Origin of the sequence: Natrialba aegyptia DSM 13077, from assembly GCF_000337535.1 — an archaeon.
GTDB lineage: Archaea > Halobacteriota > Halobacteria > Halobacteriales > Natrialbaceae > Natrialba > Natrialba aegyptia.
Window position 1 is genome coordinate 20,436 of the sequence record NZ_AOIP01000032.1, and the last position, 19,145, is coordinate 39,580.

Annotated in this window: 17 protein-coding genes and 1 tRNA gene; 6 read left to right on the top strand and 12 right to left on the bottom strand. The window is 61.1% G+C overall.

Going from position 1 to position 19,145, the window contains the following annotated elements:
* Positions 1-77: 77 nt before the first annotated feature.
* From C480_RS14125 to C480_RS14145, 5 genes are all read right to left on the bottom strand, one after another.
* Entirely contained in the window at positions 78-1,235 is a 1,158-nt protein-coding gene (locus C480_RS14125; protein WP_006666293.1) for a glutathione-independent formaldehyde dehydrogenase, read from the bottom strand.
* A 270-nt stretch (positions 1,236-1,505) separates the two neighbouring features.
* Positions 1,506-2,405, bottom strand: a complete 900-nt coding sequence (gene pstB / locus C480_RS14130; RefSeq protein WP_006666294.1) for a phosphate ABC transporter ATP-binding protein PstB — start codon at positions 2,403-2,405, stop codon at positions 1,506-1,508.
* A 2-nt stretch (positions 2,406-2,407) separates the two neighbouring features.
* A complete protein-coding gene (gene pstA / locus C480_RS14135) occupies positions 2,408-3,298 on the bottom strand; it encodes a phosphate ABC transporter permease PstA (protein WP_006666295.1) in 891 nt (296 codons plus the stop codon).
* Positions 3,298-4,221, bottom strand: a complete 924-nt coding sequence (pstC, locus tag C480_RS14140) for a phosphate ABC transporter permease subunit PstC (protein ID WP_006666296.1) — start codon at positions 4,219-4,221, stop codon at positions 3,298-3,300. Before pstC ends, pstA begins: the two co-directional genes overlap by 1 nt.
* Positions 4,218-5,192: a PstS family phosphate ABC transporter substrate-binding protein gene (locus C480_RS14145; protein WP_049903724.1), complete on the bottom strand. Its 975-nt coding sequence runs from the start codon at positions 5,190-5,192 to the stop codon at positions 4,218-4,220. Before C480_RS14145 ends, pstC begins: the two co-directional genes overlap by 4 nt.
* Positions 5,193-5,585: 393 nt before the next feature.
* Here C480_RS14145 and C480_RS14150 point away from each other — a divergent pair, with 393 nt between their 5' ends.
* Positions 5,586-6,581, top strand: coding sequence for a phosphate signaling complex PhoU family protein (locus C480_RS14150; RefSeq protein WP_006666298.1), 996 nt, complete (start codon positions 5,586-5,588; stop codon positions 6,579-6,581).
* A 111-nt stretch (positions 6,582-6,692) separates the two neighbouring features.
* Here C480_RS14150 and C480_RS14155 read toward each other — a convergent pair whose 3' ends face one another.
* From C480_RS14155 to C480_RS14180, 6 genes are all read right to left on the bottom strand, one after another.
* Complete coding sequence (locus C480_RS14155; RefSeq protein WP_006666299.1) at positions 6,693-7,019, bottom strand: hypothetical protein; 327 nt, start codon at positions 7,017-7,019, stop codon at positions 6,693-6,695.
* Positions 7,020-7,325: 306 nt separating this feature from the next.
* Positions 7,326-7,700 carry a 30S ribosomal protein S8e gene (locus C480_RS14160; protein WP_006666300.1) on the bottom strand — a complete coding sequence of 125 codons (375 nt, stop codon included), beginning with the start codon at positions 7,698-7,700 and terminating at the stop codon, positions 7,326-7,328.
* Positions 7,701-7,766: 66 nt separating this feature from the next.
* A complete protein-coding gene (locus tag C480_RS14165) occupies positions 7,767-9,158 on the bottom strand; it encodes an outer membrane protein assembly factor BamB family protein (RefSeq protein ID WP_006666301.1) in 1,392 nt (463 codons plus the stop codon).
* Positions 9,159-9,367: 209 nt separating this feature from the next.
* A complete protein-coding gene (locus C480_RS14170) occupies positions 9,368-10,171 on the bottom strand; it encodes an alpha/beta fold hydrolase (protein ID WP_049903767.1) in 804 nt (267 codons plus the stop codon).
* 406 nt (positions 10,172-10,577) lie between these two features.
* Positions 10,578-11,924 carry an NAD(P)/FAD-dependent oxidoreductase gene (locus C480_RS14175; protein ID WP_006666303.1) on the bottom strand — a complete coding sequence of 449 codons (1,347 nt, stop codon included), beginning with the start codon at positions 11,922-11,924 and terminating at the stop codon, positions 10,578-10,580.
* 236 nt (positions 11,925-12,160) lie between these two features.
* Complete coding sequence (locus C480_RS14180; RefSeq protein WP_006666304.1) at positions 12,161-14,410, bottom strand: NADP-dependent malic enzyme; 2,250 nt, start codon at positions 14,408-14,410, stop codon at positions 12,161-12,163.
* A gap of 138 nt (positions 14,411-14,548) precedes the next feature.
* Here C480_RS14180 and C480_RS14185 point away from each other — a divergent pair, with 138 nt between their 5' ends.
* Positions 14,549-15,016, top strand: a complete 468-nt coding sequence (locus tag C480_RS14185) for a phosphopantetheine adenylyltransferase (RefSeq protein ID WP_006666305.1) — start codon at positions 14,549-14,551, stop codon at positions 15,014-15,016.
* 202 nt (positions 15,017-15,218) lie between these two features.
* Here C480_RS14185 and C480_RS14190 read toward each other — a convergent pair whose 3' ends face one another.
* Positions 15,219-15,527 carry a transcription initiation factor IIB family protein gene (locus tag C480_RS14190; RefSeq protein ID WP_006666306.1) on the bottom strand — a complete coding sequence of 103 codons (309 nt, stop codon included), beginning with the start codon at positions 15,525-15,527 and terminating at the stop codon, positions 15,219-15,221.
* 571 nt (positions 15,528-16,098) lie between these two features.
* Between C480_RS14190 and C480_RS14195 the strand changes: the two genes are divergently transcribed.
* The 4 genes from C480_RS14195 (at position 16,099) to C480_RS14210 (ending at position 19,117) form a co-directional block, all read left to right on the top strand.
* Positions 16,099-16,183 (top strand) — tRNA-Leu (locus C480_RS14195).
* A gap of 206 nt (positions 16,184-16,389) precedes the next feature.
* Positions 16,390-17,397 (top strand): hypothetical protein, encoded by a 1,008-nt coding sequence (locus C480_RS14200; protein WP_006666307.1) that lies wholly within the window; start codon positions 16,390-16,392, stop codon positions 17,395-17,397.
* A gap of 141 nt (positions 17,398-17,538) precedes the next feature.
* Complete coding sequence (dacZ, locus tag C480_RS14205) at positions 17,539-18,351, top strand: diadenylate cyclase DacZ (RefSeq protein ID WP_006666308.1); 813 nt, start codon at positions 17,539-17,541, stop codon at positions 18,349-18,351.
* Between the two features lies 1 nt (position 18,352).
* Positions 18,353-19,117, top strand: coding sequence for a mechanosensitive ion channel domain-containing protein (locus C480_RS14210; protein WP_006666309.1), 765 nt, complete (start codon positions 18,353-18,355; stop codon positions 19,115-19,117).
* The last annotated feature ends 28 nt before the right edge of the window (positions 19,118-19,145 follow it).

Below are 19,145 nucleotides of genomic sequence, written 5' to 3' on the forward strand. Positions count from 1 at the left end.
CAGAAAGCACGCTGGTGGTTGATAAAGATTGGTAGCGATGAACTCTCGTCTCGGTTCGTCGCTGCCTGTTCCTCGCCTTAGGGGTGCAACAATACCTTCGTCACGCCCTCCTCCCGCTCGTCGAACCGTTCGTACATCTCGGGGGCATCCTCGAGTTCAACCTCGTGGGAGACGAGAAAGCCCGGTTCGGCCCGGCCGGAGACGATCATGTCGCGGAGCCGTCGGTTGTAGCGCTTGACCGGGCACTGTCCGGTGCCGAACTGGAGGCCTTTTTCGAAGGCGATGCCGAGATCGATGTTGAGTAATCCCTGTTCGTCGACCTGCTCGGGCGGGTCGGGTTCCTCCGAGATGTAGAGGCCGACGATGCCGATCTTGCCGGTCGCTTCGACCGCCTGAATCAGTTGGTTGATCACGAGCGAGGGGTTCTCGCGTTCGTGATCGTAGGGGTGGTCGCCGTCGCGTTCGCTGTCGATCGCCTGGTAGCCGACGGCGTCGACGCCCTTGTCTACCGGGCCGCCGTGGGCGTCGACGATGGCCTCGGCTGCATCCGTCTCCTCGAAGTTGATCGTCGTCGCGTCGCAGTGGTCCTCGGCCAATTCGAGGCGGCTCTCGACTCGATCGACGACGTAGATTTCAGAGGCACCCTTGAGTTTCGCGCTGTAAGCAGCCATGAGGCCGACGGGACCAGCGCCGAAGACGGCGACCGATTCGCCGGGCTGGAGGTCGGCGAGTTCGGTGCCGTGCCAGCCGGTGGGGAACACGTCGGCGAGCATGATGAAGTCCTCTTCGTGGCCCTCCTCGGGTAAGGAGAGGGCGTTGAAGTCGGCGTAGGGGACGCGGACTTTCTCTGCCTGCCCGCCCTGATAGGGGCCCATCTTGACGTAGCCGTAGGCGCCGCCGGGCGTCTCCGCGACGGTTTCACAGTAGTTGTAGTTCCCTTCCTCGCAGTTTTCGCAGAACCCGCAGGCGATATTGAACGGGAGGACGACTCGGTCGCCGGGTTCGAGCGTGTCGACGCCCTCGCCGACCTCGGCGATTTCGCCCATGATCTCGTGGCCGAAGACCATCCCCTCGTCGGCGCCGGCCCGTCCCTCGTACATGTGCAGGTCCGAGCCGCAAATCGCGGTCGTCGTCACGTCGAGTATCGCGTCGTTCGGGTGTTCGAGCGTCGGTTCGTCGATTTCATCGACCGATACGTCGTGGGAGTCGTGGTAGACAACGCCTCTGATTGACATCGGTGACACCTATTGGCCGCGACTTCGACCCTGTCCCTAAAGATTCGCGGTGCACGTGCAACTCGGTGACGAACCGACCGCCCGAGCGCTGAACGCTGAGCGTGGAGCGGAGAGCGTGGAGCGTGGAAAACCGAGTGCGAATCGGAAAGGGAACGAGAGAGAGAGAGAGAGAGAGAGAGAAAAAAACGCCGAAGCGAAGCCCAGAACAGCGAACAACCTGTCGAAGCGGAGCGCCACTATACCCTTCCGAAGCGGAGCGCCGATCGTCGACTACCCGAACTTGCCCGTGATGTAATCCTCGACCCGATCGCTTTCCGGGTTCTCGAAGATTTTCGTCGTGTCGTCGAACTCGACGAGGTTTCCTCCGGTGAGGAAGACGGCGGTCTTGTCGGAGATACGCGCCGCCTGCTGCATGTTGTGGGTGACGATAATCACCGTGTACTCCTCGGCCAGATCCTCGATCAGATCCTCGATCTTCGAGGTTGCGACGGGGTCGAGCGCCGACGCCGGCTCGTCCATCAGGATGACCTCGGGGTCGGGCGCGATCGCCCGCGCGATACACAGGCGCTGTTGTTGGCCGCCCGAGAGATCGAGGCCGCTCGAGTCGAGTTGATCCTCGACCTCGTCGAGCAACGCGGCGCGTTCGAGGGCCGTGTGGACCTTCTCGTCCAAGTTGTCGTCCTGGCCCTGCACCCGGAGCCCGTAGGCGACGTTGTCGTAGATGCTCTTCGGGAACGGGTTCGGCGACTGGAACACCATGCCGATCCGCCGGCGCAACGCAACCGGGTCGACATCGTCGTCGTAGACGTCCTTTTCGCGGAAGAACAACTCCCCGTCGACGCGGGCGATATCGATGAGGTCGTTCATGCGGTTGATCGAGCGCAGGAACGTCGATTTCCCACAGCCCGAGGGCCCGATGAGTGCCGTCACCTGCTGTTCGGGGATCTCCATCGAAATCCCGTTCAGCGCCTGGTCGTCGCCGTAGTACACGTCCAGATCGCGCGACTCGATGATCGTTCGGTCGGGCACCGTCGCCGGATCGTCTCGTGAACTCGTCTCGACGCCGATATCGGTTCCGCGGTCCGCGAGACTATCGGTGCCCGGCGTGGGATTGGGCTGCTGGTCGTCAGTCTGTTCCGTTTCCGAGGACGTCATCTGTTTGTTAGTCATTGTCAGGTTCGCTGTTGATATCGATTCCGGATGATGATCGCGACCGAGTTGATCGTTAGCAGGATCACGAGCAGCGTCACGACGCCAGCCGCAACGACGCCGTACTGGAACTCAGTCTGCGGGTACGACGCCCAGTTGTAGATTTGTAAGGGCATGGCGCTAACCTTGCTGAGAAGGCTGTTCGGGACCCCGAAGACGGTCGTCGGTGCCGCGATCATGATCAGCGGTGCCGTCTCGCCGATTGCGCGACCGAGTGCGAGGATCGTCCCGGTCATGATCCCGGGCATTGCCCGTGGAAGAACGACGTTCCGGATCGTCTGCCACTTCGTCGCGCCCATCCCGTAGGATGCCTGTCGCTGCGAGTCGGGGACCGATCGTATCGCTTCCTGTGCCGAGATGATCACGATCGGCAGGATGAGCAAGGCGACGGTAAACGCCGCGGCCAGCACCGACCCGTAGCCGATGTTAAAGAGCCCCACGAACAGCCCCAGCCCTAACAGACCGTACACAACTGAAGGAACGCCCGCAAGATTGGCGATGTTGAGCTGGATGAACCGCGTGAGGTAGCCGTCACTGGCGTACTCTTCGAGGTAGATCGCAGCCCCGACACCGAGCGGGAAGGTGACGAGCGCGATCATGATCATGATCGCGATGGAGCCGACGAGCGCTGGCAGGAATCCGGCATTGTTCGGGTTCGGATGGGGCGGGTTCGTGAGGAACCCCCAGTCGAGCCAGCCAACCGCGTCGACGGCGACGTTCAGGAGCAACGCCGCGAGCGAGACGATGCCGATGAGCGTCGCCGCCAGTGCGAGCAGCCGGAACGCCACGTCTTTCGTACGGCTGATCTGGCCAAACCCGGAGTCGACCGACGCCTCCTGCGTATCGGCAGCCATTAGCGATACACCTCCCGGTAGCGCGAGGCGACGAGTTCACTGACGAGGTTCATGACGAAGGTGATGACGAACAGGGTGAGCCCGACTGCAAAGAGGCTCTTGTAAGCGGCTCCCTGACCGACGATGTCGCCGGTTCCGATCTGGACCATGGCAGAAGTCATGGGTTGGATCGAATCCAGGAACATCCCCGCCGGATCGGTCAGATCGACCATCCGCGGTGTCTGCCCCGCTGCGATCGCGACGATCATCGTTTCGCCGATCGCCCGCGAGAGAGCGAGGATGAACGACGAGATGATTCCCGAAAGCGCTGCCGGCACGACGACGGATGTCGAGACGGTAAACTTCGTCGCCCCGAGTCCGTAACTGGCCTGTCGAAGCGAGTCCGGGACTGCGCTCATCGCGTCCTCGCTGATCGAGGACACCATCGGGATGATCATGATTCCCACCATGATCGATGCCGAGAGCGCGTTGAACGTCGAGAGCGGTAAGATCGTGTCCAGCGCCGGCGTCACGTAGACGAGCGCGAAGTAGCCGTAGACGACCGTCGGCACGCCAGCCAGCACCTCGAGCGCCGGCTTGAGGTAGGCTCGTCGGCGCTCGGAGGCGTACTCGCTGAGGTAGATCGCGGTCAGCAATCCGATCGGCAGCGCGACCAGCGCCGAGCCGAGGGTAATGATCAACGTGCCCGAAATCAACGGCAACACGCCGAACGCGACCGGGTCGTTCGTCGGACTCCACCGCGTTCCCGTGAGGAACTCGATCGGCGAGACGGTCGCGAAGAAATCGATCGCGTCGATGAGAAGCGTCGCGACGATGGCGACGGTGGTCAGGATCGACAGGAGCGCACACAGCATGAAGAGATAGCGAAATGCCGTGCCGCGCGCGGTTCGGATGCCGTCGTGAGAGAAGTCTGGCTGGCTCATTCGGTCACCTCGGCGATCGCCTCGTCGAGTTTCGATACGTTTTCATCGCGTTGATCCTCGGTGATCGGGACGTACCCGACTTCGGAGACCAGGTCCGTCGCGGCTCGTTCCATATAGAAGCGAGCGAAGTCGCGGACGGCTGGATCTGCGAGCGATTCCTTCGCGACGTAGATGAACAGCGGCCGCGAGAGCGGGGTATACTCACCGGACATCGCCGTCTCGATCGAGGGCTCCACGCAAGCGCCGTCGTCGTCGATCGAGAGCGCCTTGATCGAGTTCGGATTTTCGCTGTAATACGAGAAGCCGAAGTAGCCCATCGCGTATTCCGATCCCTGCACGCCCTGTACGATCGTTCGGTCGCGCTCGGTCGCGTGGTAGTCGCTTCGGTGGTTTTCCTCCTCGCCGATGATTGCCTCGTTGAAGTAATCGAACGTGCCGGAGGTCGTCGCAGCGCCGTACAGTTCGAACTCCTCGTCGGGCCAGTCTTCGTTGATATCGCTCCAGCGCTCGGCTCCACCGGCGCGCCAGATATCGTGGAGTTCGTCGACGGTAAGACAATCGACCCAGTCGGCCTCGGGATTGACGACGACCGTCAACGCGTCCGTCGCGACCTGGAACTCGATCGGCGTAATATCGTTCTCTCCACACTGTTCGATTTCGGCGTCGGCGATCGCCCGACTCGCGTTGTTAATGTCGGTCCGTCCCGCACAGAAGAAGTTCCCGAACCCGCCGCCGGTCCCGGTTTTACTGAGCGAGAGGTTGACGGTCGGGTTTTCCTCGGAGAATGCGGAAGCGATCGCCTCGGTCACGGGAAACACGGTACTGCTTCCCGCGATATTCACTTGATTGCCCTCTTCGGCGAAGACACCGGCACAACCGGCCATTCCGCCGGAGAGAGCAACACTTGCCGCGGCGAGAAAATCACGCCGACCGAGTCCGGTCGGCAAGGACGCCGTGGTATCTCTCGACATCACTGAAGACTCGCCAGCACCTAAATAAGTACTCTACTATGATGGCTATATATCTATATATAATATCCATCCTGAGTTTCCGCAATGAGCTAGATAGCCAGTCTAGTCGTCACCCCCGCCATGCGCCTGGATGACGAACGATTACGAAGTCGTTACGAATCAGTAGTCTCCACGTAGCTTTGAACGTCTATACTGTATTGCTGTCGTCTCGCATACAGACGGAACGGTTCCGGAGTGATCCTCAGTTATATGTATTCAGCCACACTATTCGTTCTGATGGCCATCGTCATCGGTGAATAGTGCGTTTCTGGTCCCAACACGCCCGTTTTATAGTTGGCATTGATCTCTATAGATAGCAGAGTATTTATATTCGAACGCTCAAACACCTCCGGTATGGAAACGCGGAAGGTTCAGGTGACCGGCGGGTCGACGTACACCGTCTCACTGCCCAAGACGTGGGCGACCGAAAACGATGTCGAGGCCGGAACGACAGTCGAGTTCTATCCCGAGGACGATGCGCTCTTGCTCACGCCGGCGAGCGACACCGAGCGCCAGGAAGGAACGCTCGACGTCTCCGATCTCGAAGGCGAACGCCTGACCAGGGCCGTGATGACCATGTACGTCAGCGGGTTCGACCTCATCCGGCTCGAGGCGACCCGGATCACGACCGACCAGCGGCGGGCGATTCGGAACGCCACGCAGAGCCTCGTCGGCGTCGAAGTTTTAGAGGAGACGAACGACAGCGTCGTCATCCAGGATCTGCTCGACTCCGCCGAACTCTCGATCGTCAACGCCGTCTCGCGCATGCGCCTGATCGCGAGTTCGATGCTCGCGGATGCGATCACCGCCCTCGTCGAGAACGACGACGACATCGCACTCGACGTGATCCAGCGCGACGACGACGTCGACCGACTCTGGCTCGTCGTCTCGCGCATCTTCCGGGCGACGCTTCGCTCCCCGCGCGCCGCGGAAGAACTCGGCGTACCCCGCGAGGACTGTTTCGACTACCACTCGAGCGCGCGCCAACTCGAGCGCATCGCCGACCACGCCACCAAGATCAGCAATCTCGCGCTCAAACTCCAGGAGATTCCGGAATCGGTCGCCGAGGCGGTCGTTGCGCTTCACAAGGACGCTGCCGACGTCTTAGAGAAGTCGATGGACGCGCTGGTCGCCGACGACTCCGAAGAAGCGAATCGGCTGGGACACGCCGCCCGCCAGGCCGTCGTCGAAATCGACGAACATACCCGAACGATCGACGACATGCTCCGTGAACTCGATCCCGTCCAGGCCCAGTCGCTCGGGCTGATCGTCGACTCGCTTTCGCGAAGCGCAGACTACGGTGGGAACATCGCCGAGACGGCGTTGCAGAAGGCGGCTCCGCGGCCCTAATCGTAATCGTAACTCTAACCGGTTCTCCGGGCGCCAGCGTTCGTTCTCCGCACTGTTCCGCCGCGGCGGGTTTGACTCGAATTCAATTGAAATCCGGTGTGCAATCCACGATCACGACCAGCGGTCGGAGACGCGACGGGCCAGCGGTCCCGTCTCGGCGTCAATCTGTCGGTGAAACAGGTACTGGGCGAACGCCGGGAACGCCCCGAAGATACCGATGAGTCCGAGTACCGTCATCTGGGAGACGGCATTCGTGGCGATCGCAACCAGTCCGCCCACGCCGAGTAACACCAAGAGGAGGACGGAACCGAGATATATGCGCGACCGGACAGGGGCCGCCGCCTTCTCGTCCGCATCGTACAGGAAGAACTCGTAAAGACAGAGGGTCCCCGCGAGCACGACAATGAACGAGAGGACGGCGGCGAACGGAGCGAGCATACGTACTAGTTAGCAAGGCGCTACTATAAAATAACCGACCCCACCGATCCCTTCGGTAGTGACCGGTGCGGGTGTCGGCGTGAGAGAGGCACCCTGAAAACAAATCGTCGGCGTAGCGAGAGCGGACGGGTGCGACGAGTCACCGCGTATTGGTCCTGCTGTCCCGTCTGCAACCGGTCGCAGTTCTCAGCAGTTGATTCGTTCGTGGCTGCCGACAGGGATCCGACAGGGCCACAGAATAGGCGTCGGATTCGGCCACTGCTGGAGCTACGGAACCAGCGTCGAAGAGGATCGAGTCGGCGTCGATCAGTTATCGAGCAACACGGCGTTGACCTGGCCGGTCTGGCCGGGCCGGGACGTGACGCGGGCCTCACCCTCGGAGGTCGCGATAACGGCACCCTTCGTGATGATGTTTCGGCGGACGTAGTTCGGGTTCGCGTCGTTCTCGACGACGTCCTCGATGTCCGCGGCGACCGTCTCGTCGCCGGTATTGACGCTTGCAACGTCCGTCGCGAGTGCACGCGTCTTCGTGTCGTTACCGCGGACATCGACGGTCCGGAAGCGCGGTTCGCCGACCTGCGTCTCCGTCGGCAGTCGGCCGAGTTCGTCCTTTCGGCGCTTGCGAACGTTCTTCAGTCGACCGCCGGTTCGCTTTCGCGTAGAGCGTCCCTGATCTTGCATACGCGGGAACAATCCCGGCAAATACTTGAATGCACGCTTTCGTACCGGCGAGACTGGTACTGAGTCTCAGTCGTCGGCGACCAGACAGTACGCGTGCCCCGGTTCCTCGAGCGTCGTCTCCTCGTCATCGTCGTAGTAATTCGAAATCACGCCGCGCTCGGCGTAGTAGATCCGCCCGTCGACGGGAACTGGAGCGCTGGTGACCCGCCCGCGGTTTTCGACGCGCCAGCGACGGTCTCCGGTCTCCTTGTCCAGTGCGTACAGGTGCGAATCGTACGAGCCGGCGAGCACCGTTTCGGCCGTGACCGTCAGCGCCCCGATGACGCGCCCGTTGACGTCCGTCGACCACAGTTCCTCGCCGGATTTGGCATCGAGCGCGTAGACGTAGTTGTCGTCGCTTCCCATGTAGACGATATCTTCTTCGACATCGACCGCCGGATTCGACATCACCGACGCTCCCGTCTCGAACACCCACTCCTCCTCGCCGTCCGCCAGATCGAGACAGTAGAAGTTGTTGTCCCAACTGCCAACGTAGCCGTAGCCGTCGTGGGCCGCGACGGTCCCCTTGATCTGGGCACCCTTCCGAAACGCACCATCCGCGGCTTCTTCGCCGTCCGCGTCGGCCTGGTATTGCCAACTGAACTCGAGTTCGGGAAACTCCCAGCAGTAGACGGCACCGTCGTTCGAGCCGGCGAGTATCCGTCCGGCGTCGAGGTCGATCGTCGGCGAGGGATGGGCCTGCCCCCAAATGCGGTCGTCGCTCCAGGTTGGGTCGCCAGTGTTCGGGTCGATCGCCCAGAGCGCACCGCTCGAGGGCGGGGCGAATTCGGAGATGACGTACAGCGTGCCGTCGTGGTAGGCCGGGCTCGAGCCGATCGCGAGCGCGCCGTCGAGTTCGGCGGAGCGGGTGCGCCAGACGGTGTCGCCGCTGTCGGTGTCGAGCGCGTAGAGGTCGCCGTCGTAGCCGCCGATGTAGGCGGTATCACCGACGATGGCGGGGGAGCCGTGGAAGCCGAGTTCGGTCGCGCCGGTTTGAGTCGTCCAGCGGAGTTCGCCCGCGGGCGTGTAGGCGTGAACGCGGCCGGTGTCGCCGGCGAACAGGATCGTCTCGCCGTCGGGCGTCGGGAGGGGGCTAGATTTGGCTGCGGTGTGGCCGACGTAGTTGATCGGGAAGGTCCAGTCGACGTGTACGGCGTCGGGGACGACCTCGTCGGGGTAGTAGCCGAGTCGCCGCAGGTCGTTCTGGAACAGGGAGACGTCTTCGGAGCCGTCGACGAGGCCGCCGAGCGTGTTCGGCAGGTCGACGCAGCCGGCGAGGCCCGTCGCCGCGGCGGTTGCAGTCGCGGTCGCGCCGAGAAAACGGCGTCGCGACGCGTTCGCCTCGCCGTCGGCAGGGGAGGTTCGAGAGCGAGGGCGGGTTCGGGATCGACGAGATCGAGGTCGGTGTGGCGGTTCCATAGCGGGCTCTAGCAACAGCCACGGTCGAGACCGGCTAAATACCGGCGATTTATTGTGCGAGTCGACCGGTGAGTGGTGCCGGGGAGAAAGCAGCGGCGAGGTGACTCCAGGGAGCGGTTTGCATGCTGGGATCGTTTCTTCGCCTGAGTCTTCACTAAACTACCGACCCAGGCACTGGAGAAAAACGTTTAGAAACGACTGCGAATGAATTATTTACCGAATTGTATCAACTCTTGGTTGAGTTTCTCCTTTTCCTCGTAGAAGAGTGCATGGCCACTCTCCTCAAAGCGAACGAGTTCCGTGTTTGCAATTCCATCGTGGAGTTTCTCCGCCGTCAGCTCGAACGGACAAGCCTGATCGTGAACGCCATGACAGATGAGCGTCGGAACAGAGATGTCCGTGAGGTCAGCACGCAGATCCATGTCACCGACCGCTTCGATGGAATCGGCCATGGCTTGCGGCGATGATTCCATGCTCATACTCTGGAACCACTCTTTCAGCGCAGGACTCGGTGCAGAATGAAACATGGAATCGGTGAAGTCACTACTTACCGTTGGTCGGTCGCGGTAGCATCCCTCAGCGAGGTCCGTGAACGCAGCTTTATCGATGCCTTCCGGGAAGTCGGGCTTTTCGGCCAGGAGAGGGCTCGCAGCACCAAGCAAAACAAGTTTTCGTATATATTCTTCGTTATGTCGGTGCATATACCGGGTTACCACCCCGCCGCCCATTGAAAAACCCACAAGTATTACGTCATCGACATCGAGTTCATCGAGAACCGTCTTGAGATCGTCGGCGAACGTATCGAAGTCGTATTCACTCCACGGTTTACTAGATCGTCCGTAGCCACGGAGATCGATACCGATACACCGGATGTCCTCCCTCGGGAGTTGGATGAACTGGTATTCGAACATTCTGTGGTTCAGTGGCCATCCGTGGACAAACACGAACGGAGTACCAGATCCCCAGTCTTGGACGAACAGTTCTACCTCCTCTTCAACTTCTATTCGGGTCATAATGACCAAAGCCAGGGTCAACATGGGTGTCTATAGCTGTTTCGTCCATATCTCCGACTAACAGCGGGTATCTCTATTTTACCATAGCAAGTCGTTAGTTCTCAGAGTCGCTATGAGACGTTCAACATCCATTTTAAGCGCTTCTGTGAGAGTGGGCGACGAGAGCGCGGTGGCAGTCCGAAGAAATCGTTTACTGCGCTCGCAAACACCGTATTGAATCGTGATCGAATCAGCCGATAGCATGGCGTTAGGAGTGACGTCTGACAGTTCAGTTCTCTAATCATCATAGAATCGCTCTGTGATCCGCTCTACGTCCGGCCTAGCACTATTCAACACGGCAGAAGCTATCGCGACCACTATGCGGTATTCGCTTCACGGGAACGAAGAGCACGCGGTCTGTATTCACCTATGGCTTGAACACGCGCCAGACGACGCGGGGGCGCAGTAGTGCGGTCGGTGGTTTCTCCATCATTTGCACGCTGAAGAAGAGTTCCCAGAGTTCGCCGTCGGTGTGGGCCTTCCGAAGAAAGCGAGATAGATACCAGTTCAGGAAATCCGTTCCGCGCGGTTTCGGCCCCTCGGTTTGGGGGAACTGGTGGTCGCTACCGACCGCCAAGTTCCACGCCAGATCCACCGTCTCCTCGATTCGGTCGAAAAATCGAGGCGCGAGATTCGTGTGACTATCCGCCGCGAGCGCGTGTTGGAGCTGGGCGGCTTCGAAGGCCGCAACCGACATGCCCTGGCCGTAGATGGGATTAAAGCTGGCGACCCCATCGCCGATAACGATCAGTCCCTCCGGGAATCGGTCAAGGTCCTCGTATCGGCGGCGAAGGTTGGACGGAAACGGGTAGTGTGCGATATCGTCGGTTCGCCACGGCTGGTCGTCGAGCATCCGCTTCAGGTCGGGAACGGGAAGACTGGCTGCAAAGTTTGCAAAGCCCGCCGGATCGGTCGGGGGAGCATCACCGTGCATCCCCCACAACGTCATCACCCATCGTCCGCCTTCGACGGGGACGAACGTGCCGCCGCGAGGGCGCTGCGGTGAGGGTGTCACGATGATACCGCGGCGGTCGGTAGCAGGACGCTCGACAGTGGTGCTGCTGTAGGCCACGTCGATACGAACCTCGTCAATGGACGGCCGAGTGTACCCGTGCTCGTCCAACCACCGCGGGGTCCGGCTCGTACGGCCGGTGGCATCAACGGTCAGGTCGGTAGTAATCGCCGTCGTCTCCCCGCCTTCATCCTGCACCAGAATGCCCGTTACGCTCGTTGCTGCATCCGTAACGAGGTAGTCAGTGAACTGGCTGTTCGAGCGGAAGTGAACGCCCTCAAGCGCAGCGACCTGCTCGCGTACTACCTGCTCGTACAGTGGCCGGGTCGCACCGTACACGGTGCAGCGCCGGGGACCGTTTGCGAGAAAATCACCTTCCATGTAGAATTTTACGTCACGCGCGGCATCGTGTGACACGCCGCCAGCCGAGAGCAGTTCCTCGCCGAAGCCCGGAAACAGGTCCTCCAGCGTGGCCCGTCCTCCTTCAAGAAGGACATGGATGTGTTGGGATTGGGGAACCCCGCGACGGGCAACTGGCTCGTCGGCCAGCGAATCTCGCTCGACGATCGTGACTTCGGTGAACCCGTCGGCGAGAACTCGAGCCGCGCACAGACCGGCCATTCCGGCCCCGATAACTACGGCATGATCACCACCCTCGAAACTCCGAGTCGGATCGTACCGGGAAACGGTTTCGAGAGTCATCGTGGCTCCCCCTCGGTACGTAGTTCTCGGAGTAGTATGTTAAATGTTACCACATCACTCGCCATTGATGCGTAGACTACTGCTGAACGCAGACGACTATCCCGGACAATCCGCCGAAAACAGTCGGAACCGCACACAGTGTCCACCAGTACAGTTGAACAGATACTGATCGGACAGCACTCCTGTCCAACCGTTTCGAACGGAAGAATTCGCCTTCCAAACGCCGGTGCTCGTCGCTACTCCTGTTGTGCGTCGACGACCGCGACGCTCGCCAGATTCACGATGTCCTTGACCTCGTCGCCGCGCTGGAGGACGTGCACCGGACGGTCCATGCCGACCAGCATCGGACCGATGGCGTCCGCGCCGCCGAGACGCTGGAGGAGTTTGTAGCCGATGTTCCCCGATTCGAGGTTCGGGAAGACGAGCACGTTCGCCGGCTCCTCGAGTTCGGAGAAGCCGTAGGTGCCCTCGAGAATGTCGTCGACGACGGCGGTATCCGCCTGCATCTCGCCGTCGACGGGGAAGTCGACCTCGGGATCGTCCTGCAGCATCGTCGCGGCGCGACGCGGTTTGCGCGTGCCGTCGTTGTCGACGCTGCCGAAGTTCGAGTACGACAGCAGTGCGGCGCGCGGTTCGACGTTGAACCGGCGAGCGAGTTTGCCGGTCTGTTTGGTGACCTCCGCGAGGACCTCCTCGTCGGGAGCCTGATTGACCGTCGCGTCGGCAACGAAGACGACGCGATTCTTGAAGGTGAGCATGTAGACCCCGGCGGCGTAGTCGACATCGTCCGCGGTGCCGATCACCTGCAGCGGCGGCCGCAGCGCCGAGGGGTAGTGATGGGAGAGACCCGTCAAGAGTGCGTCAGCGTCGCCCTGTTCGACCATCACGCTGCCGAAGTAGTTCGAATCGCCCTCGATGAGTTCGCCGGCTTCCGTTCGCGTGATACCCTTGCGTGCGCGGAGTTCGTGCAGGCGGTCGGCGTACGCCTCGTAGTCGCCGACCGAGGGATCCGCGACCTGCGGCGTGAACTCGAGGCCGAGGCTCGATGCGGTCTGGCGGATCTCTGACTCGTCGCCGATGAGAATCGGTGCGGCGATGCCTTGCTCCTGAATCTGGTAGGCCGCCCGGATCATCTTCTCGTTTTCGCCCTCGGCGAGCGCGACCGTCTTGGGGTCGCTCTTTGCCTTGTTGAGGACGACGCGCATCATCTCCCGGGACTTGCCGAGGCGGGCCTCGAGTTCTTCCTCGTAGGCGTCGAGGTCGAAGTCAGTGCGGGCAGCGCCGGACTCGATCGCGGCCTCGGCGACCGTCGGGGCGACCTGGAAGAGCACGCGCGGGTCGACGGGCTTCGGAATGATGTAGTCGGGGCCGTACTGGAGCGGTTCGTCGCCGTAGGCTTTGACGACGGCGTCGGGAACGTCCTGGCGGGCGAGGTCGGCGAGCGCCTCGGCGCAGGCGACTTTCATCTCTTCGTTGATCTCCGTCGCGCGCACGTCGAGTGCGCCCCGGAAGATGAAGGGGAACCCGAGGACGTTGTTGACCTGATTCGGGTAGTCAGAGCGGCCGGTCGCCATGATGACGTCGTCGTCGCGGGCGGCCTTTGCCTCCTCGTAGCCGATTTCGGGATCTGGGTTGGCCATCGCGAAAATGACCGGGTTGCTGGCCATCGACCGGACCATCTCCTGGGAGACGATACCGCCGACCGAGAGGCCGACGAAGACGTCCGCTCCCTCCATCGCGTCCGCGAGATCGCCGCCGGGAATGTCGCGAGCGAACTGGCGTTTGTACTCGTTGACCTCCTGCGCCCGAGTTTCGGTGATGATACCCGAGGAGTCACACATCGTGATGTTCTCGGCGCGACAGCCGAGCGAGACGTAAAACCGGGCCGTCGCGATGGCGCTCGCGCCCGCTCCCGAGAACACGATCTCGAGGTCTTCGAGATCCTTACCCGCAATATCCGCCGCATTGAGCAGTGCAGCACCGGAGATGATCGCCGTCCCGTGCTGATCGTCGTGAAACACCGGAATGTCGATCTCCTCGCGCAGGCGCTCCTCGATCGTGAAACACGACGGTGCCGTGATGTCCTCTAAGTTGATCCCGCCGAAGGTCGGCTCCATCATCTTCACCGCCTCGACGAACTCGTGTGGGTCCGACTCGTCGAGTTCAATGTCGAAGACGTCGATGTCGGCGAAGCGTTTGAACAGGACGCCCTTGCCTTCCATGACGGGCTTTGAGGCCTGTGCACCGATATCACCGAGTCCGAGCACGGCAGAGCCGTTCGAGACGACACCGACGAGGTTCCCTTTTGCCGTGTACGTGTACGCTTGGGTCTCGTCGTCGTCGATCTCTCGGCAGGGCGCAGCAACCCCCGGCGAATACGCGAGCGAGAGGTCTCGCTGCGTGTTCGTCGACTTCGTCGTCGAAATTTCGATCTTCCCCGGCGGATCAGTCTGGTGGTACTCCAGCGCGTCCTCATCAAGTCCCATACCATGGACAGTGTGGGCATTCACTAAAAACAATTCGAAGGCGGATATCGACAATCGTCGAATTACGGGTATCGCTCGTCTCGCTCACCCGTTTCCGGATGCGACCGTTTTATACGGGCCGCGCCAGTGAGGTGGGGTATGGACGTCGCGCTTGGTGGGACGTTCGACCCCGTTCACGACGGCCACCGGCGGCTCTTCGAACGGGCGTTCGAACTCGGAGACGTCACTGTCGGCTTAACCAGCGACGAACTCGCCCCGAAGACACGACATGTAGAGCGAACGGTCCGGTCGTTCGACGACCGACGGGCCGACCTCGAAACCGAACTCGAAGCGATCGCAACCGAGCACGATCGCTCGTTCGAAATCCGACGGCTCGAGGAACCGACCGGCATCGCGACTGAACCTCAGTTCGACTACCTGGTCGTCTCGCCGGAGACCAGATCCGGCGGCGAACGGATCAATGAGATTCGCCGTGAGCGCGGCCACGACCCGCTCGAGGTCGTCGTCGTCCCGCACCTGCGTGCCGACGACGGCGATATCATCTCCAGTACCCGAATTGTCCACGGGGAAATCGACGAACACGGCACCGTTCTCGACGGCGACTAGTCACCGACCGTGTCCGTCGCGGAATCTGCACGGACTGCACTGAACTCGAACCGAATCGAGTGAACTCGGCAGTTCTATCGCCAATGGAAATTACAGGGGGCTACTAATACCGTCTTTCCAGCCATGTATCGTAAACTTACGGTCGGTAACGGTCGGTGGCGTGGTGGTGTGGACAGGCGTCGGTTCTGATCAATCAATCGCGTTACCAGTTGGGCGGTTCGAGACCGGCTGCAGCCAGTCGGTCCTTCCAGCGGGTCTGGATCGAGAGGCGAGAGACATCCGCCGCGTCGGCAACGGCACCCTGCGTTCGGCCATCCCCGGCGACGAGCGAGCCGGCGTAGATACTCGCAGCGAGGACGGCCCGTTTCGAGCGGTCTTCCGGCGGTACGTCGCCGAGGAAGAGTTCAGTAGCACAGGAGCGAGCGTCGCTGGAGAGGTCGAGTCGGTCGGCGATCTGCTCGAGTTCGGTGAGCCAGGTATCGTACTCGATGCGATCGCGGGCGCTGTGCATGGGCGAGGTAGCGCACCACCGGAAATAAATCTGCGGACGTGAGCGTCGGCGAACAGGGGCGGGGTAGTCGGGACGTGGACCGTCGTAGTCGGTGGGTGACTGGAGTATGTGTAATGGAGAATCAGTGTAGTGGCCCTCGGAACGGGTCTGTTTCAGATCGTTGTGAATCCCAATAGCGCGCTACTTGCGCCAAGAGCCAGCTACGAACAGGTCGCCGAATCGGCCGTTCTGCCTGGGTTTCACTAGGAGACAACTACTAAAGCCCGAGAATCGCCAAGTGAGAAACACCGTTGGGTTCCGGTCTCGGTACGGGCTGGACCTGCGTCCCGTCATGAAGGAGCCAACTTGCAAGCTCGTCTGCACCGGCTGTGGTCTCGAGATGCCGTACCGAGACCGATCGTTAGCCGAGCAGGCGGCAGAGCTACACCAACTTCGCGATGCCGAGCACGTGACCTTTATCGTTCCACCGGACTGGTCGCCCGAAGAGCCGGTGAAACATCAGTAGTGGGAAGTCACGAGGTGCCGTCCGGACCGACAGTTACTTACTGGATTCGTGAAAAGCGAAAGGTGCGCGCGGGTAGCCAAGCTAGGCCAACGGCGCAGCGCTTAGGACGCTGTCCCGTAGGGGTCCGCCGGTTCGAATCCGGTCCCGCGCATTCTCCGCGAACAACATCGTGAGCGGAGACTGCGATCAGCGGGTTCGAACCCTGCAAAACGCAGTGAGAGCCCGTCTTGCTCCGATTCGAATCCGGTCCTGCACTGTCTCATCTATTATACTTTCCCGACTCTGTGTATAAATACGAGATATTTGAGTCGGAATAATGTCGGCAGCCTTTTGCCACACGCGCGATAAGACAAGGGTATGCCGGGCACCACGAGCTGGCATACCCTTCTCGAGACCGTCGCGGAGTTACCACCCGATGCGACACTCCTCACGCCACTCTCGCGGGACCCCTTCCGGATAACTGAGACGCAGGAACACCGGCTTTTCGTCGAGTACAAACGCGAATCTGAGACGGTTCCGCTGCAACGCGAACAGTTCGAGACGCTGCTTCAACGAGTTCAGGACGCGGCCGGCGGCTTCAGTCTTGATCGGCTTCCCTCGGAGGCGGAACCCTACGCGACGGTGCTCAGTCTTCATCCGCAGTTTGAACTCGATGACAAGGCTGGAACGCTGACCGAAACCGACACGCCATCCGGCTCTCCGCTCGTCGATACAGATGTCGGCTTCGAGTCCGGTTCGGCTGCCGCCACAAAGCGCACGGAGCGCGAAGAGCCCGAACTCCCCGTCTACGCCGACGCCCTGCTGTTGATCGACGCTCTGGAGCGACACGATCCAACCGCACTCGACGGGATGGAGACGGCGGCGTTGGTCAATCTCTATACGCTCCTCTCGGACGTGCAACGAAACGCCGACGACCTTCGACAGGATGTCAGTGCCGTCTTGCTCGATCGACTCCACCACGATCACCCGGTGAACGGACAATACGGGTCCGTCCAGCGGACTGCCCGCCGAAATCGCTCGCTCAAGGACGACGAGGACGTACTGACCGTCCTGGCGGACGCCGGAATCGACCCCGAGCGCGTCACGAGCGTGGACCCGGCGAAGGTCGACGAGGCGCTCGCGGTGACTGAACTCGCCGAATCCGCGGTGTACGAGATCGAACGCAGCGAGTACGTCCGCAAAGCCGAGGTCGATGAGGAAGAGAAAGAATCGCGACTGCAGGGGCTCAAGGATCAACTCACCGGGACGGACGAGGAAACCGACGAACTGCAGCGAGAAATCGAAGCCCTGGAGGCGCGTATCGACGATCTCACCAGCTTCGATTCCGGTGCGTCGTTTCGCTCTCCATCCGGTGGGGAAACCTGATCACAATCCCTGATCACAACCGCCCGCATAGCGATGACCTTCCCATAGTGACTGCTCCACGATTAAAGCACAGCCTGCTGTGGCAGACATACGTCTGACGCTCCATAACGCTTATTCGCGCGGAAACGGCTTGTATGAGCAATGGCCGGGTTAGACGATGTGTTCGGGCAGCTCTTCTCGAACGCCGATGCCGTCGCTCTCTTTTCACCGAGTAGCTCCGATTACGAACGCTGTCAAACAGCCGACGACCTCGACGTACTCGTCGTCGCCACCACCAACGATGTCGGCGCAGAGACGTTCGTCGAACTCCCCCTCGAGTTCGAGGACGTTGCCGAACGGATCAGCTTCGGCCTCGAGGGGGCGCTCGAGCAGGACGTTATCGAGGACGGCGACGAACTCGTCTGTGCGACGCGCGTCTTCGGGGACGAAATCGACACCATCTCGCGCGTGCGAGCCAACGCGGACGACCGGACCGGGATCTACGACCTCTTCGCGAAGTCGCGGGCCGAACCGACCGTCATCAAAGCCGTCCTCGAACTCGCGATTGAACTCGGCAAGAAGGGTCAGAAGGGCAAGCCGGTGGGAGCACTCTTCGTCGTCGGCGATGCGGGAAAGGTGATGAACAAGTCTCGGCCGCTGTCGTACAACCCCTTCGAGAAGTCACACGTTCACGTCGGCGATCCGATCGTGAACGTCATGTTGAAGGAGTTCTCTCGGCTCGACGGCGCGTTCGTCATCTCCGATGCGGGGAAAATCGTCTCAGCCTATCGGTATCTCGAGCCATCCGCGGAGGGTGTCGACATTCCGAAAGGGCTCGGCGCACGCCACATGGCCGGCGGCGCGATCACGCGCGATACGAACGCGATCACGATCGTGCTGTCGGAAAGCGATGGGCTCGTCCGGGCGTTCAAGGCCGGCGAGCTCATCATGGAGGTCGATCCGGAGGCGTACTGACATGAACTGGCAGACCCTTATCGACGAGCCGGCCGTCATAGCTGCGGCGGTGCTCGTACTCGGGCTGGTCATCGGCTACCTGGTCGGTCGACTCAACAAGGAACTGCTCTCGGCCTCAGGTGTGCCAGAAGCCGTTGAGGGGACGCCGTTCGAGCGCACCGCCCAGTCGATCGGTACCTCGTTGGTCGACATCGTCGCCAGATTGAGTTCGTGGTTCATTTACGGGATCGCCGTTCTGACGGCGATTCATATCGCGCAATTACTCGACACCGAGGCGTTCTGGATTCGCGTCGTCGAGTACATCCCGCAGGTGTTCATCGCCGTCCTCGTGCTCATCTTCGGGTTCATCGTCGCGGACAAGGCGGAGTTAGCCGTCAGTGAGTATCTTCGCAGCGTCAAACTCCCCGAAGCCTCGCTTATTCCTCGGGTCCTCAAGTACTCCGTCCTGTACGTCGCCTTTCTCATCGCACTGGGGCAGATCGGCGTCTACGTCCTGCCACTGCTCATCCTGCTTGCCGTCTACGCACTCGGCCTCGTCTTCGTCGGTTCCGTCGTCTTTAAGGACTTCCTGATCTCGAGTGCCGCAGGGATTTACCTGCTGCTCAACCAGCCCTACGGAATCGGCGATCGGGTCCGTATCGGCGACCAGGCCGGTATCGTCCAGGAAGTCGACCTCTTCGTCACCAAAATCGAAGACAACTCCGAGGAGTACATCATCCCGAACCGGAAGGTCTTCGAAGACGAACTCGTTCGTATCCGGGACTGAGACCACCCGCAAATCGGATACGGATACA